Source organism: Mycobacterium sp. NGS18 (genome assembly GCF_059813185.1).
The window spans coordinates 21,863-47,432 of record NZ_JCALEC010000012.1; the positions used below are offsets into that span (position 1 = coordinate 21,863).

The following is a 25,570-nucleotide window of genomic DNA, read 5'->3' on the forward strand; positions in this document are numbered from 1 at the left end:
AGTCAGCATGCGCAGTGCACCGCCGGTCGATGAGCATATGGAAGCGTCTCGCCTAGCTCAGCGTCAGGCGGACAAATGGTTGATCAGTGGAAGCATCCTGATAGGCACTGCGGCACTGGGCATTTTCGGCCTGCCGTTGTTCCTCCGGGGCGTGTGGCTACTACGGCAGGCGCAGCGGAACGGCATGTCGGTGCGGCCGATGCTGGTGACCCTGCTGGGATACCTGGTCATTGTCGACGCGGCGATCAACACCGTGGGGTGGGCTCTCGACCTGATCGGTAGTCACACCTTGCTGGCCCGGGTGCTGCTCAGCGGCTGGGGCCACATGTTCGACGCCGGATACTTCTGGCATTTCAATGAACTCTGGGTGGGTGGCGCTGCCGGTCCCGGCGAAAAGGCCATGGAAGCGGGCATGATCCTCACCGTCTTCACCATGCGGATCGCGGCCGGGATCGGGTTCCTGCAGATGAAGCGCTGGGGTCACCAGTGGATGGTCGTCACCTGCTGGATGGGCGTGGTGATCTGGGTGTTGTACGTGTTCAACATGACGATGTTCGCCGACGTGCGGTTCGCCGGGGTGATCCTCCCGGTCGTCGGCTGGTGGCTCTACGACATCTTCTACATCACCCCGTTCCTCGCGATCCCGTATCTGCACACGGTGAACCGCGAGATTTTCACCGATTGAACCCGTCCCGGGCGGTGGATTTTCGGGTCGGGTCGACTTCCACCACAACCGTTCTATTGACTGAAGTCAGTCAATGGGTTAGAAACAGTGCACCATGACCCCACAGGTGCGCCAGGTCCGGTGCGGCACCCGCCGACGCCACACGCGGGCCATCGCGGTCGTCGGGCGGTGTCGCGGTGGCCAACGAAACAGCGTGCGTAACAAGCTGTCCTGCGCCGCAGGGCGTGGCCCGAACCCGTCAACAAGGAGGTCCGACCATGGACTACGTCTGGGAGATTCTGCGTTACGTCGCGGCGTGGGGCGGCACCGGTCTGGTCATCTGGTTCTGGTATTGGATGTTCTCCAACATCGGCACGTTCTGAGGCCGGCGCGCCACTGCCCGGGAGCGACGGTTCATGACTGACCTCGACCAGACGGCCGCCATGGCGTTGGAACGCAGCTGCTCGGTCACCGCGGTCGCCCTGAGCGAGGAGAACCGCGCCGGTGTGCGGCTGGTCACCGGCGACCACCGCGGATTCAGCCTCAGCGCATCGCGCAGTCACGTGCACGTGCCCTACCCGGTATTGCGGGCCCACTGGACCCGCCGATCGTTGACCTGCGGTATCGCCTTGCAATGCGCATCGTCGAAGGACCGGCTGGGTCAGTACCGAATCAACGAACTGTCGACACGCGAACTGCGGGCGCTGACCGTCGTGGAAGCCGGCGTCGCTCTGGGCTGGATCGCGTCGCGGTGGCCGGGCCTGATGTCCGAGTTCGGCCGTCTGCTACCCGAACTCGTACCGGCAGACCCGCAGCTCGAGGCGCGGGACATGATCGGCCGGGCCATCGCGATGGCCCGGGGATCGGATCCGGCAGAGCTCGACCCGCTGCTGGGCCAGCTGCCGGCGATCTATACAGCGCCCACCGGGCTGACCGACAGACTGCGGCGGCAGTTCGGCAGGATGCCCTGGACCACGACGCAAACACGGATGCCGCGACCCTATTCGGTGCCCGTCGGCGGTGACGGTGGGGTTCGCAATCCGAACCTGCCTCCCCCGAGCCGGCCGCAGGACAACGACACCGATGTCACCCCTGAGCACCGTCCGGGAATCCCGTATCCGGAGTGGAACTCCTGGACCCAACGCCTGATGCCCGGCCACGTGGCCGTTGTGGAGCTCGCGCGTGACCGACGAGTCGGTGCCCCCACCACGGCCTCGGCTGACCTGCGCAAATGGTTCCAGGAGAACACCCATCGCGCGATGGTGAACCGGCTCGAAGACGGGTCGGATCTCGATATCGACCAGTACGTCCGCCATTACGTCGACCTGCGCACCGGGGAGGCCGGCGAACCTCGATTGTTCCGCGAGCTGTTGCCCTGTAACCGCGATGTCAGCACCGCGCTGCTGCTCGACGGCAGCTCTTCACTGGGGGTACACGGGGGACGGGTGTTCCGGCTCGAGCTGGCCTGCGCAGATGCGTTGTCCCGCGCAATGACCCACGCGCGGGAGCGGCACGGGATCTTCGTGTTCACCGGCAACACCAGGCACCGGGTGGAAGTGCGTTGTCTGAAGGACTTTCCAGAAGCCCGCTTCGTCCCGCCGAGCGGTCTGGGGTTGTGCACTGGTGGTTACACCCGTCTCGGCGCCCCGATCCGGCATCTGACCAGCCGACTGCTGGACCAGCCCTCCGAGCGCCGACTACTCATCATCATCGGCGACGGGATGATCTCCGACGAAGGCTATGAGGGTAGGTACGCCTGGGAGGACGCCGCACATGCGGTGGAGGAGGCCAACGACGCCGGTGTGTCGGTCTACTACGTGGGCGTCGGACCGACACGCGTCGACCCGTTGCCCGAGGTTTTCGGACCCAAACGCTCGCAACGGATCAGCCGGGTGGAAGAACTGCCGCGCGTACTGGCAAGCGTGCACCGCGAACTGATCAGTACATAGGGGAGGAGTCACATGAGTAGCGACACATACTATTCGAACGGAAACGAGGTCCGACTCTTCGAGCTGGCCTTCACTCGGAAGACTCCGGTGATGCTGACCGGTCCTACCGGCTGCGGTAAGACCCGGTTCGTCGAGCATATGGGATCGCTGCTGGGGCGGCCCGTCGTCACCATCAGCTGCCATGATGACCTGACCAGCTCAGATCTCGTCGGACGCTTCATGGTGACCGGCGGTGACGTCACCTGGATCGACGGACCACTGACCAGGGCGGTCAAAACCGGTGCCATCTGCTACCTCGACGAAGTGGTCGAGGCGCGTCATGACTCACTGGCGATTCTGCACTCGCTCACCGATCATCGGCGCACCCTGTATCTGGACCGCGCCGACGAAGTGATCCGGGCGCCAGACGATTTCATGCTCGTGTGCTCCTACAACCCGGCGTACCGGAGTTCGTTGAAAGAGCTCAAACCGTCATTCCGGCAGCGCTTCGCCACCTTGCCGATGACCTACCTTCCCCCCGAACGGGAGGCGCAGGCCGTGGTCGCGGAGACGGGCATCGAGCTCGCCGCCGCGCAGCGACTCGTGCAGTGCGCTATCGCCATCCGCACCGCCGACGAGGCGTTCCACTTCGAGCCGCCCTCGACCCGGGCCCTGGTCACCGCGGCGCAGCTCATCGCGGCCGGCGCCGGCGAACTGGAGGCGGCCGAAGCATGCATCCTTGCGCCGCTGAGCACCGATGGGGCCATCAGTGAAGGGCTGCGCGAAATCGCGGCCGCAGTTCTGCTCGACGCCGACAAGCTTTAGAAAGGAAATCCGAAATGGCCGACCAGAGAGAGCGGAAACGCAAGCGGGCCCTGATCGTCTTCCAGATCGTCATCTACGGCTACCTGCTCACGATGTTCCTGATCCAGCTGTACATGTCGTTCGAACGGGGTTGGTGGTACTTGTGACCACCGCTAATTCGCCGGTCGGTCTGCACGAGCATCAGGAGCAGTCCCGTCTCGCCCAGTGGCAGGCCGACAAATGGATGATCGTCGGAGCGGCGCTCATGGGTATGTGGGCGCCGGGGTTGATCGGCTTCCCGATCTTCATGCGCGGGGTGTGGTTGCAGCGCGAGGCCCAGCGGGCGGGCCTGTCGGTGCGGCCCATGATCGTCACCCTGATCGGTTACCTGGTACTGATCGACGGCATGCTCAACAGCCTGGGCTGGTCGCTGGATCTGGTCGCCAACCACACCCTGATCAACCGGGTGCTGATGATCGGCTGGGGTCACATGTTCGATGCCGGCTATTTCTGGCACTACAACGAACTGTGGGTCGGCGGTGCTGCCGGGCCCGGGGAGAAATCCATGGTCTTCGGCATGATCCTCACGGTGTTCGCGATGCGCTGCGCCGCGGCGATCGGCTTCTTGCAGATGAAGCGCTGGGGCCACCAATGGATGATCGTCACCTGCTGGATGGGCGTCCTGATCTGGATTCTCTACGTGTTCAACATGACTATGTTCGCCGACGTGCGGTTCGCCGGGGTGATCTTCCCCGTTATCGGCTGGTGGCTCTACGACATCTTCTACATCACCCCCTTCCTCGCCATTCCGTATCTGCACACGGTGAATCGCGAAATCTTCACCGACTGACCAAGGAGCGCCACGATGGAAACCCCTGCCGCCGAAGACTTGCCCCCGGGCACCACGCCCTACTACGCCCGTATGCACACCTGGATCAAGCGCGCCACCTTGGTGTGTCTGGTCGCGCTCGTCATCGAAGGCGCTTTCACCTTGCCGTTCATGGCGGTCTACTACGGTTACCCGACGCTGAGCCTCACCCAGATCTGTAGCGAGTTGCTCAAGGTGCGCTACTCCGACGACACCCTCGAGTGCAAGTACCCTTACCCGCCGCTCGGACCTCCCGAGGGGGCTGAGGGCAAGGACACCGCCAAGGACATCTGGGGGATTCAGCCCGTCCCGCAGTATGACCGGCTCGGCTTCCGGGAACTGGTCGACCGCTACGAGGCCCGGCTGGCCAGACAGCAAGCCGCACAACAGCAGGGTGGTTGAGGTGCCGGACAAGCTACGGGTTATGCAGCGGAGGACTGGCGATGTCGGGCGGGGCGGTATCCGGCATCTCGCCGACAACACCGTTTCTGCGGTCTGCGCCGCGCCGCCCGGCCAGGTGCTGCATCTGGACCCGGGATCGGCCCAGCCGTGCAGTCCGGCGCGGTCATGACCGATATGCATGTAGCGCCGGCACTGCCGCACTTCGCCTACGCCGACCTGCCGATGGCCCATGATCGTGGTAAAGGGTGGGCGGCGCTGCATGATCTCGGGCCCGTGGTGTACGGCGAGGGCGCGTACTACCTCACCCGACGTGATGATGTGCTTGCCGCGCTGCGTAACTGGGAGGTCTTCTCCTCGAGGATCCCCTACGACGACATGATCAGCCCGGTTCCGCTGGTGCCATTGGGGTTCGACCCGCCCGACCACACCCGGTACCGGCAGCTGCTGCATCGCTACTTCAGCCCCCAGACCCTGATGGCCCTGCTGCCGTCGCTGCAGTCGCAGGCCGCCGAGATCATCGCCGAGATCGCCGAGCACGATCGGTGTGAGGTGATGGCCGAATTGGCCACCCCCTACCCCTCGCAGGTGTTCCTCACGCTGTTCGGTTTGCCACTGGAGGATCGGGACTGCCTGGTCGCCTGGAAGGACGCGATCATCGCGTTGGGTCTGACCGACGACCCCGCTAGCGTGGATCTGACCCCGACGGTTGAGCTGTTCGGCTACCTCACGGAAGCGGTTGCGCGACAACGCAAGGAACCGCGTCCCGGCATTCTCTCGGAACTATTGCGCGGCGCAGACCCGCTCGACGACGACGAGGCCATCGGACTGTCCCTGGTGTTCGTGCTGGCCGGGCTGGACACCGTCACCGCAATGATCGGTATGACGATGCTGGAACTGGCCCGCCGACCCGGGTTGCGTACGGAATTGCGCGACGATCCCGGCGGTGTCGCGGTCTTCGTGGAGGAGATGATCCGCCTCGAACCTGCGGCACCCGTCGTCGGGAGAGCGACGACACGCGCGGTCACCATCGCCGGCGTTGAGATTCCCGCGGGCGCCCAGGTCCGCCTCTGCCTCGGTGCGATCAATCGAGACGGCAGCGACGAGTTTTCCGGGAATGAACTCATCCTCGATGGAAAGGTGCACAAACACTGGGGGTTCGGCGGCGGGCCACACCGCTGTCTGGGCTCACACCTCGCTCGTATGGAGCTTAGGCTCGTGGTCTCGGAATGGCTGGCCCGCATTCCCGATTTCGGGCTCGTGCCGGGTTTCGTACCAGAGATCACCTGGCCGTCGGCGACGTGCGCGCTGCCCGCGCTACCGCTCAGGCTCGGGCCGCACTCATGACCGTCGCGCGTCGAACAGCGCGGCGACATCGGCGGGCCGCACTTTGAGCGCGGCATTGCGCGGCAGTTGTTCGACGACGACGATCGCCACCGGCACATGATGGCTGGGCAGTGCGTCGCGGACCAGCGTCATCAGCTCCTCGGCCGAGGGGGTGGCGCCACCGTGCCGCAGTTCGACTGCAGCCGCTGGAACTTGGCCCAGCCGCCGGTCGGGGATGCCGACCACGCAGGCGTCGCGAACGGCCGGATGTGAGACCAACACCGCGCGCACCGTCTCCGGCAGGATCTTGAAACCACCGCGGTTGATCGCACCGTCGGCTCTGCCGTGCAGCGTGACGAACCCGTCGGAATCCACCGACGCCAGATCGGTGGTGCGGATCCACTCCGGGCCGAGCACCTCCACCCGGGCCTCCAGAACCCCGCGCTCACCGATCGGCAGCGCCGCGCCGGTGTCCGCGTCGACGATGCGAACCTGCACGCCCGGCAGCGGCTTGCCGGAACTGGCCGCCTTGGTATCGCGGTAGCGTCGAAACAGCTCCGGGGTCCAGGCGCATACCGATCCCGCGAATTCCGTTGCGCCGTAAGCCCACAACAGTGGTATTCGGTAGCGGCGTTCGAACTCCTCGCGTAGCGCCGGCTCCAGCGGTCCGGAGCCGCCAGGCAGATACTCCAGCGAGGCAAGGTCTGCTTCGGCGACGTCGGCGTCGAGCAGCATTCGCAGCATTGCCGGCTGGACGCCGGTGCGCCTGATCCGGTAGGTCTTCACCGCCCGCACCCACTCGTCGACGGTGAACTTCTCCAGCAGCACCACCCGCTTGCCGAGGTAGGGGCCGACCAGCAGTTGACAGACGCCAATGCTGCCGAACGGCCAATACACCAGTTCGGGCGGATCGTCGGGCGAGGGAGATTGGCCCACGGTCATGGTCAGCACCGTGTGCTGCAGCGCCGACATCGGTATGGCTACCCGCTTGGGCGCTCCGGTGGTGCCGCTGGTCAGGATGTGCAGCCCGGCCGCGAGTGCGGGCTCGGGCCGGATCTCGCTGGCGCGTGGCATGACGGTCTGCACGGCGAGCGGCCGCGGGATCAAGGCCAGTCCCGCGGCCCCGATCTGCTCGGCGGCCCGGCGCACCGGTGCGGTCCAGTCCTGCCGGTCGGCCAGGATCGCCGACAGGCGCAGCGCGGTGATGTCGCGGGCGATGGATTCGGCCGATTGGTAGGAGTAGATCATCGTGACCGGGCGTCCGGCGGCGATGAACCCCAGGATCACCGCGGCATGCGGAACCCGGTTGCGCACCACGACACCGACCGGCTCGCCGGCAGCGATTCCGGCCTCGGCCAACAGGTTTTCGACCGACGCGAGGTAGCCGGTGATGTCGTTGCCCGAGTACCAGGTTCGCTCGAACTCGATGCACGGTGCTGCGCCGTAGCTGTTCAGGCCCGCGGACAGGGCTGCGCAGAACCGTTCCATGACTGCCTCAGTACTGGGTGCAGCCCTGGTCCACCGGAACCGCGGCGGCGGTGACATTGCGCGAGTCGTCGCCAGCCAGCCAACACACCGTGCCGGCGATGTCCTCCGGTTCGGCCACCCAGATGGGCAGAAACGGCGTGAGCATGTGCGACAACTGCGGGTTGGTTTCCATGGCCTGACCCAGTGCGCTGACCATGTCGCCGGTGCCCATGTCGGTGTTGACCGGGCCGGGATGCACGCTGTTGACCCGGATCCCGTGCTTACCCAGTTCGGCGGCGAAGGCGCGGGCCATCCCGGTAACAGCATGCTTGCTGGCGGTGTAGTGCACCATGAACGGCTGCATCTTGATCCCGGCCGCCGAGCTGATCAAGACGATCGAGCCGCCGCGGCCCCCGTCGATGATGTGCTGCGCACCGGCCATCACGGTGTTCCAGGTGCCCGTCACATTGATGTCCAGCACATCGCGAAAGTTCTCCGGGGTGATCGCATCCCAGGCCTGCGGGGCCGCGACACCGGCGTTGGCGACGATGACGTCCAGCCGCCCCAGGGTGGCGACCCCGTCGGCGACGGCCTCGCGCAACCCGTCGTAGTCGCGGGTGTCGACCACGGCGGACACGATGCGCCGACCGGTGGCCTGCACCAGGCGCACTGTTTCGGCCAGGTCCTCCGGGCTCGCCGGGTTGTAGGGCACACAGTCCGGGAGCTTGCCGGCCACGTCGATCGCGATGATGTCGGCGCCCTCGGCGGCCATCCGCACCGCATGCGCACGCCCCTGCCCGCGTGCCGCGCCGGTGATGAACGCGACCTTGTCGGCCAATCGTCCCGTCATTGCTGTTCCCTCCGTTGGTGATTCACGCTTGTCGTTGCGCGGCTTTGACCAGGCCCGAACCGATGATCAGGCGCTGGATCTCGCTGGTGCCCTCATAGAGCCGCAGCAGCCGGACGTCGCGGTAGATGCGTTCGACCGGTACCCCACGCATGTAGCCGGAGCCGCCGTGGATCTGCACCGCCAGATCGGCGACCTTGCCGGCCATCTCGGTGCAGAACAGTTTGGCCGCCGACGGGGCGATCCGCCGGTCCTCATCGGTGACCCACATGCGCGCCGCGTCCCGAACCATGGCCCGACCGGCCAGCACACCGGTTTGCTGGTCGGCGAGCATCGCCTGCACGAGTTGGAAATTGCCGATCGGGGTACCGCCCTGGGTGGCCGTGGCGGCGTAGGCCACCGATTCGTCGAGGGCACGCTGGGCGGCACCGACCGCCAGTGCGGCGATGTGCACCCGGCCGCGCGCCAGCGATGTCAGCGCCGCCCGGTAGCCGAGATCTTCGCTGCCGCCGACCAGCGCCGCGTCGGGGACCCGCACGTCGGTGAAGCCGACATCGGCGGTCCAGGCGCCTTCCTGACCCATCTTGGCGTCCTTGGGGCTTACCACGACACCGGGGGCGTCGGCAGGCACCAGAAAGACCGCGATACCGGCGCCCTGGTCGTCGGCCGGACGGGTGCGGGCGAAGACGATGAACAGATCTGCCGTCGGGGCGTTGGTGATAAACCGCTTCTGCCCGGTGATCAGCCAGTCCGAACCGTCGCGGAGCGCCTTGGTCAGCAGCCCGGCCGGGTTGGAGCCGGCGCCGGGCTCGGTGAGGGCGAAGGAGGCGACGACCTCACCGGAGGCGATGGGCGCCAGCCACCGGGATTTCTGTTCCTCGGTGCCGAACCCGACCAGTACCTGACCGGCGATCCCGTTGTTGGTGCCGAACATCGAGCGCACCGCCAGCGACGTGTAGCCCAACTCCATGGCCAGTTCGACGTCCTGGCGCAGGTCCAGGCCCAGCCCGCCCCACTGTTGCGGGATGGCGTAGCCGAACAGGCCCATCGCCTTGGCTTGCTCGCGCAGGTCGTCGGGAACCCGGTCGTCGGCGAGGATCTCGGCCTCGCGCGGGACAACGGAGCTGCGGACGAATCGGCGGGTCTGGGACAGGATCTCGGCGAAATCCTCGTCGCTGACTTCACTCATTGACGCCGCTTCTCCTTACGTCCGACACGGGAACGACCGGCTACCGACGAAGATCATATATGAAATATGATGACGCAAACATCTCGGAGAAGGCAGGTGATGCAGTGTCCTTGCTGACCGGTCAAACGGCGGTCATCACCGGCGGCGCCCAGGGTCTGGGTCTCGCCATCGCGCAGCGATTCATCGCCGAAGGCGCCCGGGTGGTGCTCGGCGATGTGAACCTGGCGGCCACCGAGGAGGCCGCAGCACAGTTGGGCGGATCCGAGGTGGCCCGGGCGGTCCGCTGCGATGTCACCAGTTCCGCCGAGGTCGACGCCTTGGTCGCGGCCGCTGTGGAGACATTCGGCGGGCTGGACATCATGGTGAACAACGCCGGTATCACCCGCGACGCCACCATGCGCAAGATGACCGAGGAGCAGTTCGACCAGGTCATCTCCGTGCACCTCAAGGGCACTTGGAACGGACTGCGTGCGGCGGCGGCGATCATGCGCGAGCAGAAGCGCGGCGCCATCGTCAACATGTCCTCGATCTCCGGCAAGGTCGGCATGGTCGGGCAGACGAATTACTCGGCGGCCAAGGCCGGCATCGTCGGCATGACCAAGGCCGCCAGCAAGGAACTGGCGTACCTGGGGGTGCGGGTGAACGCGATCCAGCCGGGCCTGATCCGCTCGGCGATGACCGAGGCGATGCCGCAGCGTATTTGGGACTCCAAGGTGGCCGAGGTTCCGTTGGGCCGGGCCGGTGAGCCCGACGAGGTCGCGAGCGTCGCACTGTTCCTGGCTTCCGACCTCTCCTCGTATATGACCGGCACGGTGCTCGAGGTGACCGGCGGCAGGCACCTATGAGCGCCCGCGAGGCGGTGATCTGCGAGCCGGTCCGCACCCCGATCGGCCGCTACGGCGGGATGTTCAAGTCGTTGACCGCCGTCGAGCTCGGCGTCGCCGCGCTGAAAGGCCTGCTGAACCGCACCGGACTGGCCGCCGAGGCCATCGACGACGTGGTGCTGGGGCATTGCTATCCCAGCAGTGAGGCGCCGGCCATCGGGCGGGTGATCGCGTTGGATTCCGGTCTGCCGGTGACGGTTCCGGGGATGCAGGTCGACCGCCGCTGCGGCTCGGGACTGCAAGCGGTGCTGCAGGCCTGCCTGCAGGTCGGCAGCGGCGACTGCGAGGTGGTGATCGCCGGCGGCGCCGAGAGCATGAGCAACGTGGCGTTCTACTCCACCGATATGCGCTGGGGCGGGGCCCGCGGTGGCGTCCGGGTGCACGACGGACTGGCCCGCGGCCGCACGACCGCCGGCGGCCGGCACTACCCGGTACCCGGCGGCATGCTGGAGACCGCCGAGAATTTGCGCCGCGAATACGGCATCTCCCGCGCCGAACAGGACGAGCTGGCCGTGACCTCGCACCGGCGTGCGGTGGCGGCTCAGCAGTCCGGTGTGCTCGCCGAGGAGATCATCGGTGTCACCGTGCGCGCCCGCGCCGGTGAGGAACACATCGACACCGATGAGCACCCGCGGGCCGACACCTCGGTGGAGTCCCTGAGCAAACTGAAACCCGTTCTGGGCAAAAGTGACCCGGAGGCCACCGTCACCGCGGGCAATTCCAGCGGCCAGAACGACGCCGCGTCGATGTGCGTGGTGACCACGCCGGAGAAGGCCGAGCAGCTGGGCTTGACGCCGCTGGTTCGGCTGGTGTCGTGGGGTGTTGCCGGAGTCCCGCCCAACGTCATGGGAATCGGCCCGGTGCCGGCGACCGATGTCGCTCTGCAGAAGGCCGGGCTTCGGCTGGCCGACATCGACCTGATCGAACTCAACGAGGCCTTCGCCGCCCAGGCTCTAGCGGTGATGGCCGAGTGGAAATTCGGTGCCGCGGATCGCGAACGCACCAACGTGCACGGTTCGGGGATCTCGCTGGGGCATCCGGTCGGCGCCACCGGCGGGCGGATGCTGGCCACGCTGGCCCGCGAGCTCAACCGCCGCGGTGCCCGCTACGGGCTGGAGACCATGTGCATCGGCGGCGGCCAGGGATTGGCCGCAATCTTTGAAAGGGTAGGTGCGCGGTGACCAAGCTCGCCCAGACCCTGGGGCTCACCGAGTTCCAGACCGAGATCCTCGACACCGTCCGCCGTTTCGTGGACAAGGACGTCATTCCGGCGGCGGCCGAGCTGGAGCGCACCGACAGCTACCCGCAGACCATCGTCGACGCGATGCGCGACATGGGCCTGTTCGGCCTGATGATCCCCGAGGAGTACGGCGGTCTGGGGGAATCGCTGCTCACCTACGCGCTCTGCGTCGAAGAGCTGGCTCGCGGCTGGATGAGTGTCTCCGGCGTGCTGAACACCCATTTCATCGTCGCCTACATGCTGCGCCAACACGGCACCGACGAGCAGAAGCAGCGTTTCCTGCCGCGGATGGCGACCGGTGAGACCCGGGGCGCATTCTCGATGTCCGAGCCCGAATTGGGTTCGGACGTTGCGGCGATCCGCACCCGCGCCACCCGACAGGCAGACGGCGGATACACCATCAGCGGACAGAAGATGTGGCTGACCAACGGCGGTAGTTCCACCCTGATCGCGGTGCTGGTGCGCACCGACGAGGGGGCCGACAAACCGCACCGCAACCTGACCGCGTTCCTGGTGGAAAAGCCGGTCGGCTTCGGCGAAGTCCTACCCGGACTGATCATCCCGGGCAAGATCGACAAGCTTGGCTACAAGGGCATCGACACCACCGAGCTGATTTTCGACGGGTACGCCGCCGCTGCCGACGACGTGCTGGGCGGGGCGCCCGGGCAGGGCTTCTTCCAGATGATGGACGGCATCGAAGTCGGCCGGGTCAACGTGTCGGCCCGGGCGTGCGGGGTGGGAATCCGGGCGTTCGAACTCGCGGTGCGCTACGCCCAGCAGCGCGAAACCTTCGGCAAGCCGATCGCCGAGCACCAGGCGATCGCCTTCGAGCTCGCCGAGATGGCCACCAAAGTCGAAGCGGCACATTTGATGATGGTCAATGCGGCCCGGCTCAAGGACTCCGGGGAGCGCAACGACGTCGCCGCGGGGATGGCCAAGTACCTCGCCAGCGAATTCTGCTCGGAGGTCACCCAGCAGAGTTTCCGGATACACGGCGGCTACGGCTATTCCAAGGAGTACGAGATCGAACGGTTGATGCGTGACGCCCCGTTCCTGCTGATCGGTGAGGGCACCAGCGAGATCCAGAAGCAGATCATCAGCAAGCGGCTGCTCGCCGACTACCGGGTCTGACCGGTGAGCGTCCCGGAATTCCCGGCGCGGTCACAGCTCTCCGAGGATGTGGCCCGCTTCGTGCGTAAGCGGATCTTCAACGGGGACTACGCCGCCGGAGCGTACGTGCGGCTGGACCAACTGGCGGCCGAGCTGGGTGTCAGCGTGACCCCGGTGCGTGAGGCGCTGTTCGGGCTGCGCGCCGAAGGGTTGCTCGACCAGCAGCCGCACCGCGGATTCGTGGTGCTGCCGGTGACCCAGCGTGACATCACCGATGTCTCCGATGTCCAGGCGCATATCGGTGGTGAACTCGCCGCGCGGGCGGCGGCCGGCATCACCGATGACCAGCTGCGTGAGCTCGAAGACATCCAGGACCAACTCGAATCCGCCTATGCCGGCGACGACGAAGAGGCCGCGGTGCGGCTCAACCATGAGTTCCACCGCGCCATCAACGTCGCGGCCGACTCGCCCAAGCTTGCCCAGCTGATGTACCAGATCACCCGCTACGCACCGGAATCGGTGTTTCCTACCGTCTCGGGCTGGCCGGCCAAGTCGACCAGGCACCACCGCGCGGTGTTGGCGGCCCTGGCCAAGCGTGACGAGGAGCTGGCCCGCGCCGCGATGGCCGAGCATCTGGCGGCCGGTGCGGCGCCGATGCTCGAGCACCTCGTCGAGCGCGGCGTGGTGGAGTCGGCGAAGAAGCTCAGCGCTCCTCGGTGAAGAGCTGATCGTATCGGCTCATCAGCTCGGGAATGTCATCGTCGATGGCGACGTCGAACGACTTGAACATGCGTGCCAGGATGTCGTAACCACCGGCGGTGAAGACCAGATCCAGCAGCTGGCGGGTATCGAACTCGGCTTTGAGCGCTGTCACGGTGGTTTCGCGGATCCCGCCGTCCAGGATGATCTCGTCGACCGCGCGCAAGATGTTGGCCTCCAGTGCGCTCCACAGCGGGGCGTCGGGGCCGTAGGCGATGCGTCCGATCTCCTCGTCGGTCAGGCCGACGTCTCGCGAGATGAAAAGGTGTTGGTACCACTCGTAACCGGACTTGCGCAGCGCGGCCACTCGCATGACGACCATCTCGCGTTGCCGCGCAGTCAGCGTCGTACCCAGCAGCAGGTGACCGTTGAACGTGAAATAAGCGCGGGCCAGTTCGGGGTGATGGGCGAGCGTCCCGAGGGTGTTGAGTGCCTTCGGCCGGTCCGTCGTGGGCAGTGGCTGATGACGCGGGTTCGGCGGTCGCAACATTGCCAGGGCGGCTCGGAACTCCTCCGAGAAGTCTTTGGGCTTGACTGGATCGATTCGTGGCATATCAGTTTCTTTCCTCGACTTATAGGTAATTCGCCTCGGCCAACATCTCCCGCAGCCGGCGCTTGTCGACCTTGCCGGTCGGCCCGCGTGGCACGGCGTCGGGACTTGAGACCAGCAGCCACAGTGTCGGCACCTTGAACGGGCTCAGCAGCGCGCGGGCCTGCTCCCGCAACTGCTCGACCCCCAGCGCATCGCCGGTCACCACCGCTCCGACTCGGTCGCGGCCGGCGTCGGGCACGTTGGTCACGAAGACAGCCTCCACCCCGTCGATGGCTCGCAAAGCCTTCTCCACCTCGCTCGGGTACACGGTGGCGCCGCTGACCTTGAACATGTCGTCGGATCTGCCGTGGTAGAACAGGAACCCGTCGTCGTCGAGGCGGCCCAGATCGCCGGTGGGGTAGAAGCCGTCGACGGTGAACGTCTCTTCGCGGCTGCGCCGGCAGATGCCGCGCAGGATATGCGGTCCGCGCAGCTGAATCATGCCGATCGTGCCGGCCGGCACCGGGACACCGGTGTCGGCGTCGACGATCCGAACCTCCATGCCGTCGAACGGCTTTCCGCAGCTTCCCCAGGCCGACCGCGGCATGTCGGTGTCGGCGGCGTAGCCACAGTACGGCCCGAACGACTCGGTCATCCCGAACAGGTTGGCCCGCGCCCCGGGCTGCGAGCGCAACTCCGGAGCAAGCAGCGCCTCCAGGCTGCCGGGCCGCAGCGCCGACAGGTCGGCGGCCCCGCGATGACGGGCCAGGGTTTCGGCCTGATCCGGCCAGCCGCGAAACAGCGTGACCTGTTCGGATTCCAGCAGTTTCAGGGTGGTCGCGGGCTGGGGGATCTCTTCGGTGACCAGGGTTGCCCCGGCCAGCAGCGCCGACAGCACGCCGCCGCCGAAACCGCCGACCCAGAAGAACGGCATCGGCAGATACAGCCGGGTGTCGGTGTCGATGCAGCGGGCCGCCAGACCGGCGCGCACGGCGCCCAGTGCGCTGCCGTGCGAATGCAGCACCCCTTTCGGCGGGCCGCTGCTGCCGGAGGTGAACATGATCACCAGCGGATCGCTGGGCGCAACGCTTGCGGCCAGCGCGTCGACGATTCCGGCGGGCCCGGCCTCGGCGGGGTCGGCGGCGGCCAATCGGTCTGTTGCCCAGATCTGTTGCAGCGCAGGTAGGGGCGCATGAGCCGTATCCAGGCCGTCGAGGTAGCGGCGGCCACGGAACTCTTCGACACTGACCAGGAACTGCACCGCGGCGACGCGGAGTTGGGCGGTCAGCTCCGGTGGAGTCAGCAGGGTGCTCAGCGGAACCAGTACCGCGCCGATGCGGGTCAGCGCGATCGCGGTTCGCACCCAGTCGAGGCCGTTGGGCATGATCAGCCCGACCCGGGTCCCCTTGCCGACGCCGGCCTGCACGAAGACCGCCGCCAGCTCCCGCGACGACGCGTCGAGCTCGGCGTAGCTGAGCCGGCCGGCCGGATCGATGACCGCGGGCTTGTCCGCGTGTGAGCCGGCCCGGAATCGGACCAGGGCGTCGATCGTCGCGGCGTCAGACATCGAAGACCTCCGCCAACCTGAGGCGGTCGACTTTGCCGCTGGTCAGCAGTGGGATCTCGGCAGCAGGAAGCGTGGTGAAGCGGCGCGGGATCTTGTAGGCCGACAGCTCCGGCTTCAGCAGTTCTGGCAGCGACTCCAGATCCGGATGCACATCCCCCTGCACGACGACGGCGCCCACCAGCTGTCCGCGGTCGGAGTCGGGGACACCGACCACATGGGCGACGGCGCCCCCGGTCACCTTCGCGATGGCGCGTTCCACTTCGGCCGGTGACACATTGGCGCCGGCGGTCTTGATCAGCGCGTCCCGCCGGCCCAGGTAGTAGTAGAACCCGTCGGCATCGGTGCGGACCAGGTCCCCGGTGTGGAACCAGCCGTCGGCGTCGAAGGTTTCCTCCCGGCTGCGCTTGTGGTAACGCTGCATCAGGTACCGTCCGCGTACCAACAACTCACCGGCCTTGACGCGGCACTCGAACCCGGGCGCCGGCCTGCCGAAGCTGCCGCGCCGGTGTTCGGGCTGGTCGGTGTCGTCATCGCTGATCAGCACCACGCCGCCGGTTTCGGTCAGCCCCAGCATGTTGTGCCGCAGCTCCGGGTCGCTGGGACGCGACGCCGGGTTCATGATCGGGTACAGGTTGCCGCGGCGCAGCGTGGACAGGTCCCGGCGGGCCAGGCTGGGATGCTGCGTCAGCGCGGAAATTCCGCTGACAAAACCGTTTGTGACAGTGGGTTTCTCGGCTTCGAGCAGGTCCAGTGCGGCCTCCGGGTCGCTGGCATTGGAGCACAGCAGCGTCGACCCGGCCAGCATGCTGGCCAGCAGCGCGAAGGCGAAGCCACCGATCCAGAAGAACGGTGAGTTGCAGAACAGGACATCGGACGCGGTGAGCCCGCGGATCTCGTTGAGATTGCGTTGGTGACCGAGCAGGCCGGCGTGGGTGTGCACCACCCCTTTGGGAGCGCCGGTCGAGCCCGAGGTGTAGATGATGGCCAGCGGATCGCTGCCGTCGACATCACTTTCGAGCGTTTCCAGTGCGACCGGGCCGTCGACACCGGCCGCATCGGCGCCGAACACCACCTGCCGCAGCTGTGGCGCGTGAACGCTGAACAGCGTTGCCTCGTCATCGATATCGGCATCCGGGAGTGCCTCGGCAAGCCGCTGCCGATAGTCGTGGGACCGGTAGGACGTGGCGGCCAGCAGAATCCGCACATCGCTGTGGGCCAATTGGCGGCGCAGCTCCGGCGCGGTGGCGAAGGTGGGGAAGGGCACCACCACCGCGCCGATGCGGGCCGCGGCCAGCATGCCGACCACGAAGGCGGCACCGTTGGGATACAGCAGGCCGATGTGCGTGCCTCTGCCGGCCCCGAGTGCAACGAGCCGGCCGGACAAGCCCGCGGAACGCTGTGCGGCGTCGGCGTAGCTGATCCGCTCCGTGTCGCAGACCAGCAGTGCGTGGGAGCCACGCGAACGGGCTTGAGTGCACAGGATTCCGGGCAGCGTGACTGCCTCTTTAGAGGGCATGCTGTCCCTGCGCGCCGATGAGCGCCTGCACCGCGCCCAGGTCGGCCTTGCCCGAGGGCGTGCGCGGCAGCGCGTCGACGATCGCGATGTCGGTCGGTATCTCGTAGCGCGCCAATCGGGTGCTCAGAAAGGCGACGAGCGTCTCGGCGTCGGCGGCAGCACCCGTGCGCAGTTCGACCGCGGCGACCGGGGTTTGGCCGAGGCGGTCATCCGCACGCCCCACGACAGCAGCGCCTTTGACCGCCGGGTGGGCCTCCAGTGCGGCGCGGACATCATCGGGCATCACTTTGAATCCACCGCGAATGATGGCCTGATCCGCCCGGCCCAGGATCCACAAGAAGCCGTCGGCGTCGATGCGGGCCAGGTCGGTGGTGCGCATCCAGTCCGCGTCTGGTCCGAGCTGTCCCGGTTTGACCTCGAGCAGTCCGGGCTCATCGGGTCCCAGTGGAGACCCGTCGTCGCCGACCACCCGCAAGTGCGCCCCGAGGCTGGCCCGGCCCACGCTGCCGCGCTTGTCACGCCAGAACCGCTGGTAGTCGGCGAGTGTCCAGCCGGCCACCCCGCCGCCGAACTCCGTTGCCGCATAGGAGGTGAGCACCGGGATGCCGAACTTCTCGGTGAACGCGTCGGCGTCGTCGGCCGACAGCGGCGCGGTACCCGAGGTGACCGCGCGGATGCTGGACAGATCCTCGCGGCTCAGTGTCGAGTGCAGCACCATCCGCAGCGCCGCGGGCACCAGCGACACCGCGCGCGGTCGATACTTGCGCACCGCATCGGCCCAGCGGTCCAGCTCGAAGCGGTCCAGCAGCACAAACGGTCTCGCCTCGGTGACGCACTGCAGGATCCGGAACACCCCGCCGATGTGCACCAGCGGGGCGTTGACGATCGCGACACCGCTCCGCAGCTCCGTCGGTGCCGGACCGAGCACACTGTGCGCCAACATGTCGTAGCTCAGATCGATGCGCTTGGGAGGCCCGGTCGTCCCGCTGGTGAGCATCCACACCGCCACGCCGGGACGGCCGGAATCCGGGCCGGCTTCCAGGCCGGGCGTAGCGGCCGCGGTCACCTGCGGCTCGGCATCCACGTCGGAGAGGGACACCGTCGCGGTGTGCGGTGTCGCCGTGACCAGCGCAGCCAGATCGTCCGGTTCGCCGATGATCAGCGGCAGCTCGAGCGCGGCGATGTCCGCGCGGGTGCGTTCGTCACCGCGCGACGGATTGATCACCACCACGCAGCCCCCGGCCAACAGCACTCCGAGCAGCGCGGCCAGCTGCGGGGGACGGTTGCGCAGCAGGATCCCGACCTTGCCGCCACCGGTCAATTCCGCGATGCGCCGTGCCGAAACGTCCAGCTGCGACCAGGAGAACCACTGGCCGGCGTACTCGAAGGCGGGCGCTTCGGGCTGCAGGTCGAGCACCGCGGCGATCCGTTCGCTGAGTGGGTGCGTCATCAGCGGATCCGCGGCGCGGTCGCAGGGCGGGTTGACTGCGCGTCGAGCTCGGCCTTGCCCAGCGGGTTGCCCAGCCGGGTGTAGATCAGCCCCTGGTCCAGTGCGGCGCGGTACGGCTTGTCGAGCGACTCCCAGATCGCCTTGACCGTGCCCTGGGTCGCCGACGGCGGTTTGGCCGCGATGATGGCCGCGATCTCATGTGCTCGCGCCCAGAGTTGTTCGGGCGCTGTCACTTCGGAGACCAGGCCGATGCGCAGTGCGGTCTCGGCGCTGACTCGCTCGTCGTTACCCATCAGCGCGATCCGCAGAGTCTCGCCCAACCCGATGCGGCGCATCAGACCGATCGGTTCGAGTGCACTGACCAGCCCGGCCGAGACGTGCGAGTCGAAGAACGTCGCCTCGGTCGAACAGATCACCACGTCGGATTCGTTGACGAAGTAGAACGCGCCCGCGGTGCAGATGCCCTGCACCGCGCAGATCACCGGCTTGAACATCTTCTGCCACTTGGGGCTCAGCGCCTCGCCGGGATCCTCGTGATTCCAGACATTGTCGGGCTGCCCGTAGGAGGACTTGATGTCCAGTCCGGCGCTGAAGGCGCGGTCGCCGGCGGCTCGCAGCACGACGGCGTTGACGTCCGTGTCGAGTTTGACGATGCGCCACGCGGCGGTCATCTCCTCGCACATGGTGCGGTTGAAGGCGTTGAGCCGATCCGGCCGGTTCAGCGTGATGGTGGCGACCCGGTCGGTGCGATCGACGTCGAGGAGGATGGTCTCGAAAGTCATCGGTTTCATCGGCACTGCCATTCCGGTGCCCGCTTCTCGACGAAGGCTTTGGGGCCCTCCAGCGAATCCTCGGTGTGCAGGTTGCGCTCCCGGAACGCTTCGGCGAGCATCTCGGCCTCGTGCAGCGGCAGGTCGAGGCCCTTGAGGATCGCCAGCCGGGTTCCGCGCACCGCCAGCGGAGCATTGGAGTTGAGGATGCCCGCGATCTCGTGCGCACGCTCCAATAGACGGTCGTGCTCCACCACCTCGCTGATCATCCCGAGGTCGTAGGCCCGCTGGGCGTCCATCCGCTCGTGGCGGCCCATCATCGCCATCCGCAGCGCGACCGAGCGGGGCAGTACCCGGGCCAACCGCACCACCTCGCGGCCGGCGACCAGCCCGATCGAGACGTGCGGATCGAAGAAGGTGGCACGCTCGGAGGCGATCACGATGTCGCCGGTGGTCACCCAGTCCAGGCCGGCGCCGCAACATATTCCGTTGATCGCGGCCAGGACCGGCTTGGCCATCGTCCGGAACGGCGGCGTGCCCTCCTGCGGGGCCTCCCACTGCTCGTAGGTGGACAGGTACGGCCGCTCGTTGATCACCTTGCCATCGCCGGGAATCGCCTTGACGTCTGCGCCGGTGCAGAACGCCCGCCCGGTACCGGTCACGATGAGCAGCCACACCCGGTCGTCGTTCTCGGCCTCGGCGTAGGCGGCCCGCAGCTCGGTGACCATGTGCGGGCTCAGCGCGTTGAGCGCCTCGGGGCGGTTCAGCGTGATCGTCGCGGTGTGCCCGTCGAGCTCATAGGTGATGGTGTCGAACGTCGGCATAGCCGGATCCCTTCTGGTCAGCGGCCGGTGAAGCCCGGCGGACGCCGCTGGGTGAACGCTGCGAGTCCCTCTTTGAAATCTGCAGTGCGGCAGCTGAGTTCGAGGTTGAACAACTCCTGCGTCATGGCTTGCGGCAGCGTCGCGTGCTGCCCGTAGTGCAGTCCCTGCTTGGTCAGGCCGATCGCGACCGTGGGTCCGTCGACCAAACGTCCCAGCAGTTCTTCGGTGACAGAGTCGACCGCTGTCGGTTCCACCGCCTGATGTATCAATCCCCAGTCTTGCGCCGAAGCTCCGCTGACCTTCTCACCGAGCAGCAACATGCGTTTGGCTCGGGCCAGTCCGACCAGGCGCGGCAGCAACCAGGTGGCGCCCGAGTCGGGGCTGAATCCGCGCGCCAGGAACGGCTCCCAGAAGACGGCGTCGGTCGCGGCGACGGTGAAGTCGGCGGCCAGCGCCAGATTGCAGCCCAACCCGACCGCCCACCCCCGGACGCTGCACACCACCGGCAGCTGGATGGTGTGCAGCAGTTCGATCACCCGATGCGCGGCGTGCGGGATGCGCCGAACCAGATCACCGGTGCGGGGTCGCTGGCCGGTCGAGTTAGTGGCGACCCAGTCCGCTCCCGCGCAAAAGTCCGCACCGGAGCCGGTCAGGTGGATGACGCGCAGGGCATCATCACTGGCCGCCCCGGTCAGGGCGTTGATCAGCGCCTCGGTCATCGGCGGGCTGAGCGAATTGCGGCGATCCGGACGAACCAGGGTGAGCCGGAGCAGCGCACCGTCGCGCAGCACCGCCACCGAGCCGTCGGTCGCGGAGCCGGACCCGGGATCGGGGGAATCGGCCACTGTGGTGTCCATCCTTCAACGGTATATCGTGAGGGCTACAGTAGGCGATACGATTGGCGCGATTCGACCGGGATTCGACGGGGGAAGGGCCCATGGCGGACGGTTCAGGCACCTCGGCGGTTTCGGCTGGCAGCGACCGGTTCGGCGAGCAGCCGCTTGAGCAGACCGTTGCGGCGGCCGGCGCCCTGCGGCGGGTGGCGGGCATGCTGCTCGCACTGGAGCACCCGCACCCGGTGGTGGACGAGATGCTGGAACGATTCACCGACTGGGAACGGCAGCTGGCTGCCCACGCGCCGGCTTCGCCGACGCCGCGGCTCGAGCAGGACGAGGGCGGGCGGGTCTATCTCAACCATGCCTTCGACGTCGGCGCGTTCAACCCCTGCTTTCCGGAGTACCGGTTCGACCACCTGGATGCCGAAACTGCCGCCGGGCGTGTCAGTTTCCCGGTGGTGTACGAAGGTCCGCCCGGGCTGGTACACGGCGGGTTCCTCGGGGTGTTCTTCGATTGCGTGACCCAGCATCACAGCTGCGCGGCGGGTCTGGCCGGCCGCACCCGTTCGCTGTTGGTCACCTACCGTCGCCCGACGCCCATTCTCACCGAATTGGACTTCGACATCGTGCGGAGTGAGGTCGAGCGCGGGATCGCCTTGACCGCGCGGCTTCTGCATCGCGGTGAGGTGCTGTGCACCGGCGAGGTCACCACCGCTGCGATGACGCCGGAGCAGGTGAGTCCCAACCGATTCGGCCGCAGACGGCCCAGTGAGGAGTCCAAGCGATGAGCGATGGCACCGATGGCCGCGTGCACTTCGATGTCGATCCCGACGGCCGGATCGCCACCATCACCTTGAACAACCCCGGTCGCCGAAATTCCTACGATGCTGCGATGCGAGACGCGATCGCCCGTTATCTGGACCGCGTCGCCGAAGACGATGACGTCGTGGTGGTGCTGCTTCGGGGCGCCGAGGGCGTGTTCAGCACCGGCGCCGACATGAACAACGCCTACGGCTGGTACGGCGAGCGTGGCGAAGCGCCGGGTTTGGCGGCCAAGGGCCGCCCGAGCCAGCGCCGGCGGCTCACCGTCGACCGCAAGGCGTTCGGCTTTTACCACAACCTGATGGGCTTTCCGAAGGTCACCGTGGGTGAGATCAGCGGCTACGCCCTGGGCGGCGGTTTCGAGATGGCACTGATGACCGACATCTCGGTGATCGCGCGCGACACCAAGATCGGCATGCCGGCCACCCGCTTTCTGGGCCCGGCCCTGGGCAGTCTGCACATGTTCTTCCATCGTCTGGGCCCGGTGCTGGCGCGGCGACTGCTGTTGACCGGCGACATCATCGAGGCCGGCGCGGTCGAGCATCTGGGCGTGTTCACTGAGACGTGCGATCCGGCGGCGGTGACGGCGCGGGCGCGGTACTGGGCGTGCAAGGCGGCCAAGATGCCCGCCGACGGGGTGGTCATCGCCAAAGAGGCGTTCCGGCTCGTCGAGCAGAGCCAGGCGTATCAGGGCGAAGAGGTGGCCAGCTATCTGTTTCACGCCTACGGCACCAACCTGCAGTTCGCGCCGGGCGAATTCAACTTCGTCAAGACGCGCGCGCAGCACGGCACCAAGGAGGCGTTTCGGCTGCGTGATGAGCACTTTCACGTGCCGGAGCCTTGAGTCGCTCCGGCGGGCCCACCCGCCGCGCACCGGGACCTTTACAAAAACAACGGATAATGTAAGGTCAAAGAATGCCTACGCCTGTCATCGTCGGTGCCGTCCGCACGGCCATCGGACGCTCATTCAAAGGAACGCTGGCCAACACCTCCGCGGAGACGCTGATCACCACGGTGGTGCCGGAGGTGATTCGCCGGGCCGGCATCGCACCCGCCGATATCGACGACATGATCTTCGCCGAATCCCACTACGGCGGTGGCGATATGGCCCGCTTCGCCGCAGCTGCCTGCGGGATGGAGTCGGTGCCCGGCCAGGCGGTCAACCGGCACTGCGCCGGCAGCCTGACCGCGATCGGCAACGCCGCCGCCCAGATCGGTTCCGGAATGGAGCGGGTGTTGGTCGCCGGTGGTGTGCAGACCCTGTCGATGCTGCCGGTGATGAAGATGCGCATCCCGGGCCCGGAGCTCAGCTTCGCCGAGCCGTGGATGCCGCCGACCCACCCCGAGACGGTGGATGCGCCGACGCGTGACATGTCGATCACCGTGGGGTGGAACACCGCTCAGGCGGCCGGGATCAGCCGCGAGGAGATGGACGCCTGGGCGGCCCGGTCGCACCAGCGTGCGATCGCCGCGATCGACGCGGGCAAGTTCATCGACGAGATCGTGCCGCTGAAGGTCCAACTGCCCGACGGCACGGTGACCGAGTTCAGCGTGGACGAGCACCCGCGCCGCGACACCACACCGGAGAAGCTGGCGGGCCTGAAGGTGCTGCACCCAGAGATCGAAGGATTCTCGATCACCGCCGGCAACAGCAGTGGCACCAACGACGCCGCGGCTGCGGTCGCACTTGTCGACGCCGACTACGCGCACGCCCAGGGGCTCAACGTCCTGGGCACGGTGAAGGCCTGGGCGTCCGCGGGCGTCGCGCCCCGGGACACCGGCCTGGGAGCGGTCAAGGTGATCGGCAAGGTCTTGCAGCGGGCGGGTCTGGCCCCCGGCGACGTCGCGTTGTGGGAGATCAACGAGGCGTTCGCCTCGGTGCCGATCGCGGCGTGCCGCGAGTACGGCCTCGACGAGGAGCTGGTGAACTTCTCCGGCAGCGGCTGCAGCCTCGGGCACCCGATTGCTGCCTCCGGAGCGCGGATGGTGACCACCTTGGCCTACGAACTGCAGCGGCGCGGTGGCGGTATCGGCGTGGCCGCGATGTGTGCCGGCGGTGGCCAGGGCGGCGCGGTGGTGATCGAGGTCTAACGGGCCTTCGGGGTGCTGGCCGCGGCGCCGGAGCGACGCCGCGCCGGCTTGTTGTTCTCCTCGATCAGTCGCTCGGCGTGGTCGAGGATGCAGTTGAGCCCGTATTCGAAGTTGGCGTCGTCGGCCGCCCCGATCCGATGACCCTGCTGGGTGGTCTGCGCCAGCAGCGGTGTCACCTCGGGGTCGATGACGAGCGCCTCCTCGAAGTCCGACGGTCCCTCGGCGTCCGATGCGCGGTTCTTCTCGTAGAGGCGACGCAGCACCACCGATCCGCGGATATGAACCGAGATCGTCGAGTAGGTGTCGAAGGCGTCCTGCGGCGACAGTCCCGCTTCCACCAGGCTGGCGATCGCGCGCTCCACCTCTTGGACGCCCAGCTGCGCGGCGCGGGGACTCAGCGCGGTCCGAATCAGGATGAGATCGCACAGGATCGGGTTGCCCAAGAACGTCGTCCGCATGCTGTGGGCGTGGTTGCGCAACGTCTGGCGCCAGTCCTTGGCCTTTACGTACGGGGTGGCGAACACGTATTGGCGCAGCGCCCGGCTGGTCATCGCGTTGAGGAGGTCGTCCTTCTTGCGGAAGTACCAGTAGATGCTCGTGACACCGACGCCGAGGTGTTTGCCGAGCAACGGCATGCTCAGATTGTCGACCCCGATCTGTTCGGCGAGCTCGAACGCGCCGTCGATGATGTCGTCGGGATTGATGGATCCGCGCTCGCGCCGCTGACGCTTCTCGGCGACAGGCTGCTTTGCCACTGCGGGTACCTCCAGTTCTGGCCGCGCGGCCGGTTTGTTGCCGTCAAACCTACCTGTGCCCGTCGTCGTCCCCGGGAAGTGAGCTTCTCTTACCGTAAAGCATATGGTAAGCATTTTGGTATAACTTGTCACAACGCTCGAGGGGTTGCCCGTGTCAGATGAAGTGCTCACCGAACGTCGTGGACGAACCCTCATCATCACGATCAACCGTCCGGAGGCCCGCAACGCGGCCAACAAGGCGGTCGCCGAAGGCTTGGCCGCGGCCTGCGACGAGCTCGATGACACCCCGGAGCTGTCGGCCGCGGTGCTGACCGGTGCCGGCGGCAATTTCTGTGCCGGTATGGATCTCAAGGCGTTCGCGGCCGGCGAGCTGGCCTACGTCCCGGGACGGGGGCTGGGCTTCACCGAGCGCCCGCCGCGCAAGCCGCTCATCTCCGCCGTCGAGGGTCACGCGGTGGCCGGCGGCACCGAGCTGGTGCTGGCCACCGACCTGGTGGTGGCGGCCAAGGACGCGAAGTTCGGCATTCCGGAGGTCAAGCGGGGGCTGGTGGCCGCCGGCGGTGGCCTGTTGCGGCTGCCACACCGCATCCCCTATCAGAAGGCGCTCGAATTGGCTTTGACGGGTGAGAGTTTCACCGCCGAACAGGGCGCCCAGTGGGGCTTCGTCAATGTCCTGACCGAACCGGGTGAAGCACTGGCCGGGGCGATTGAGCTGGCCGAGCGGATCACCGCCAACGGGCCGCTCGCGGTGGCGGTGACCAAGGACATCATGGTCCAGTCCGCGGACTGGTCCTCCGACGAGATGTGGCAGAAGCAGGGCGAGCTGATCTCGCCGGTTTTCGCGTCCAACGACGCGAAGGAAGGTGCCATCGCCTTCGCGCAAAAGCGCGCACCCAACTGGACCGGGACCTGACCCCGGCGC

The 25,570-nt window shown here is 67.1% G+C and carries 26 protein-coding genes; 15 read left to right on the forward strand and 11 right to left on the reverse strand.

The window, feature by feature from the left end; all coding sequences use genetic code 11:
- Positions 1–7 precede the first annotated feature (7 nt).
- From AC5Y31_RS18885 to AC5Y31_RS18915, 7 genes are all read left to right on the forward strand, one after another.
- Positions 8–685, forward strand: coding sequence for a hypothetical protein (locus tag AC5Y31_RS18885; RefSeq protein ID WP_065023267.1), 678 nt, complete (start codon positions 8–10; stop codon positions 683–685).
- Positions 686–1,080: 395 nt separating this feature from the next.
- Positions 1,081–2,613, forward strand: coding sequence for a nitric oxide reductase activation protein NorD (locus AC5Y31_RS18890; RefSeq protein WP_499982139.1), 1,533 nt, complete (start codon positions 1,081–1,083; stop codon positions 2,611–2,613).
- Positions 2,614–2,625: 12 nt separating this feature from the next.
- Positions 2,626–3,417, forward strand: a complete 792-nt coding sequence (locus AC5Y31_RS18895) for a CbbQ/NirQ/NorQ/GpvN family protein (RefSeq protein WP_499982140.1) — start codon at positions 2,626–2,628, stop codon at positions 3,415–3,417.
- 14 nt (positions 3,418–3,431) lie between these two features.
- A complete protein-coding gene (locus AC5Y31_RS18900) occupies positions 3,432–3,563 on the forward strand; it encodes a hypothetical protein (RefSeq protein ID WP_267887450.1) in 132 nt (43 codons plus the stop codon).
- Positions 3,560–4,246: a hypothetical protein gene (locus AC5Y31_RS18905; protein WP_065023270.1), complete on the forward strand. Its 687-nt coding sequence runs from the start codon at positions 3,560–3,562 to the stop codon at positions 4,244–4,246. The genes AC5Y31_RS18900 and AC5Y31_RS18905 overlap by 4 nt, the downstream gene beginning before the upstream one ends.
- Positions 4,247–4,261: 15 nt before the next feature.
- Positions 4,262–4,666: a hypothetical protein gene (locus tag AC5Y31_RS18910; protein WP_064853206.1), complete on the forward strand. Its 405-nt coding sequence runs from the start codon at positions 4,262–4,264 to the stop codon at positions 4,664–4,666.
- A gap of 165 nt (positions 4,667–4,831) precedes the next feature.
- Positions 4,832–6,010 (forward strand): cytochrome P450, encoded by a 1,179-nt coding sequence (locus AC5Y31_RS18915; protein ID WP_301633652.1) that lies wholly within the window; start codon positions 4,832–4,834, stop codon positions 6,008–6,010.
- Here AC5Y31_RS18915 and AC5Y31_RS18920 read toward each other — a convergent pair.
- Genes AC5Y31_RS18920 through AC5Y31_RS18930 form a run of 3 tightly spaced genes read right to left on the reverse strand, consistent with a single transcriptional unit; the run spans position 6,005 to position 9,492 of the window.
- Positions 6,005–7,477: an ANL family adenylate-forming protein gene (locus AC5Y31_RS18920; RefSeq protein ID WP_301633654.1), complete on the reverse strand. Its 1,473-nt coding sequence runs from the start codon at positions 7,475–7,477 to the stop codon at positions 6,005–6,007. The genes AC5Y31_RS18915 and AC5Y31_RS18920 overlap by 6 nt on opposite strands.
- Before the next feature lie 7 nt (positions 7,478–7,484).
- Positions 7,485–8,306 (reverse strand): mycofactocin-coupled SDR family oxidoreductase, encoded by an 822-nt coding sequence (locus tag AC5Y31_RS18925; protein WP_065023272.1) that lies wholly within the window; start codon positions 8,304–8,306, stop codon positions 7,485–7,487.
- 22 nt (positions 8,307–8,328) lie between these two features.
- Complete coding sequence (locus tag AC5Y31_RS18930) at positions 8,329–9,492, reverse strand: acyl-CoA dehydrogenase family protein (protein ID WP_499982147.1); 1,164 nt, start codon at positions 9,490–9,492, stop codon at positions 8,329–8,331.
- A gap of 59 nt (positions 9,493–9,551) precedes the next feature.
- Between AC5Y31_RS18930 and fabG the strand changes: the two genes are divergently transcribed.
- Genes fabG through AC5Y31_RS18950 form a run of 4 tightly spaced genes read left to right on the forward strand, consistent with a single transcriptional unit; the run spans position 9,552 to position 13,446 of the window.
- Positions 9,552–10,337: a 3-oxoacyl-ACP reductase FabG gene (gene fabG / locus AC5Y31_RS18935; RefSeq protein WP_301633660.1), complete on the forward strand. Its 786-nt coding sequence runs from the start codon at positions 9,552–9,554 to the stop codon at positions 10,335–10,337.
- Complete coding sequence (locus AC5Y31_RS18940) at positions 10,334–11,557, forward strand: acetyl-CoA C-acetyltransferase (RefSeq protein ID WP_301633662.1); 1,224 nt, start codon at positions 10,334–10,336, stop codon at positions 11,555–11,557. Before fabG ends, AC5Y31_RS18940 begins: the two co-directional genes overlap by 4 nt.
- On the forward strand, positions 11,554–12,747 hold the full coding sequence (locus AC5Y31_RS18945) for an acyl-CoA dehydrogenase family protein (protein WP_499982148.1): 1,194 nt from the start codon (positions 11,554–11,556) through the stop codon (positions 12,745–12,747). The genes AC5Y31_RS18940 and AC5Y31_RS18945 overlap by 4 nt, the downstream gene beginning before the upstream one ends.
- A 3-nt stretch (positions 12,748–12,750) precedes the next feature.
- Complete coding sequence (locus AC5Y31_RS18950; protein ID WP_301633666.1) at positions 12,751–13,446, forward strand: GntR family transcriptional regulator; 696 nt, start codon at positions 12,751–12,753, stop codon at positions 13,444–13,446.
- On the opposite strand, the gene AC5Y31_RS18955 is transcribed toward AC5Y31_RS18950, so the two are convergent.
- Genes AC5Y31_RS18955 through AC5Y31_RS18985 form a run of 7 tightly spaced genes read right to left on the reverse strand, consistent with a single transcriptional unit; the run spans position 13,430 to position 21,001 of the window.
- Positions 13,430–14,038: a carboxymuconolactone decarboxylase family protein gene (locus tag AC5Y31_RS18955; protein WP_301633668.1), complete on the reverse strand. Its 609-nt coding sequence runs from the start codon at positions 14,036–14,038 to the stop codon at positions 13,430–13,432. The genes AC5Y31_RS18950 and AC5Y31_RS18955 overlap by 17 nt on opposite strands.
- Positions 14,039–14,057: 19 nt before the next feature.
- On the reverse strand, positions 14,058–15,584 hold the full coding sequence (locus AC5Y31_RS18960) for a class I adenylate-forming enzyme family protein (protein ID WP_301633670.1): 1,527 nt from the start codon (positions 15,582–15,584) through the stop codon (positions 14,058–14,060).
- Entirely contained in the window at positions 15,577–17,100 is a 1,524-nt protein-coding gene (locus tag AC5Y31_RS18965) for a class I adenylate-forming enzyme family protein (RefSeq protein WP_301633672.1), read from the reverse strand. Before AC5Y31_RS18965 ends, AC5Y31_RS18960 begins: the two co-directional genes overlap by 8 nt.
- Complete coding sequence (locus AC5Y31_RS18970; protein WP_499982149.1) at positions 17,090–18,550, reverse strand: class I adenylate-forming enzyme family protein; 1,461 nt, start codon at positions 18,548–18,550, stop codon at positions 17,090–17,092. Before AC5Y31_RS18970 ends, AC5Y31_RS18965 begins: the two co-directional genes overlap by 11 nt.
- Positions 18,550–19,332: an enoyl-CoA hydratase/isomerase family protein gene (locus AC5Y31_RS18975; RefSeq protein ID WP_499982151.1), complete on the reverse strand. Its 783-nt coding sequence runs from the start codon at positions 19,330–19,332 to the stop codon at positions 18,550–18,552. The genes AC5Y31_RS18970 and AC5Y31_RS18975 overlap by 1 nt, the downstream gene beginning before the upstream one ends.
- Before the next feature lie 5 nt (positions 19,333–19,337).
- A complete protein-coding gene (locus AC5Y31_RS18980; protein WP_301633676.1) occupies positions 19,338–20,144 on the reverse strand; it encodes an enoyl-CoA hydratase/isomerase family protein in 807 nt (268 codons plus the stop codon).
- A gap of 17 nt (positions 20,145–20,161) precedes the next feature.
- A complete protein-coding gene (locus AC5Y31_RS18985; protein WP_301633679.1) occupies positions 20,162–21,001 on the reverse strand; it encodes an enoyl-CoA hydratase-related protein in 840 nt (279 codons plus the stop codon).
- Positions 21,002–21,081: 80 nt separating this feature from the next.
- On the opposite strand from AC5Y31_RS18985, the gene AC5Y31_RS18990 reads away from it, so the two are divergent.
- The 3 genes from AC5Y31_RS18990 to AC5Y31_RS19000 all read left to right on the forward strand — a co-directional run bounded on the left by AC5Y31_RS18990 (position 21,082) and on the right by AC5Y31_RS19000 (position 23,893).
- Positions 21,082–21,768, forward strand: a complete 687-nt coding sequence (locus AC5Y31_RS18990; RefSeq protein WP_499982158.1) for a hotdog family protein — start codon at positions 21,082–21,084, stop codon at positions 21,766–21,768.
- Positions 21,765–22,646, forward strand: a complete 882-nt coding sequence (locus tag AC5Y31_RS18995; protein WP_301633682.1) for an enoyl-CoA hydratase/isomerase family protein — start codon at positions 21,765–21,767, stop codon at positions 22,644–22,646. Before AC5Y31_RS18990 ends, AC5Y31_RS18995 begins: the two co-directional genes overlap by 4 nt.
- 71 nt (positions 22,647–22,717) lie before the next feature.
- Complete coding sequence (locus AC5Y31_RS19000) at positions 22,718–23,893, forward strand: thiolase family protein (RefSeq protein ID WP_301633684.1); 1,176 nt, start codon at positions 22,718–22,720, stop codon at positions 23,891–23,893.
- Here AC5Y31_RS19000 and AC5Y31_RS19005 read toward each other — a convergent pair.
- Positions 23,890–24,648, reverse strand: coding sequence for a TetR/AcrR family transcriptional regulator (locus tag AC5Y31_RS19005; protein WP_499982161.1), 759 nt, complete (start codon positions 24,646–24,648; stop codon positions 23,890–23,892). The genes AC5Y31_RS19000 and AC5Y31_RS19005 overlap by 4 nt on opposite strands.
- Positions 24,649–24,799: 151 nt before the next feature.
- Here AC5Y31_RS19005 and AC5Y31_RS19010 point away from each other — a divergent pair, with 151 nt between their 5' ends.
- Positions 24,800–25,561: a crotonase/enoyl-CoA hydratase family protein gene (locus AC5Y31_RS19010; protein WP_064853224.1), complete on the forward strand. Its 762-nt coding sequence runs from the start codon at positions 24,800–24,802 to the stop codon at positions 25,559–25,561.
- The last annotated feature ends 9 nt before the right edge of the window (positions 25,562–25,570 follow it).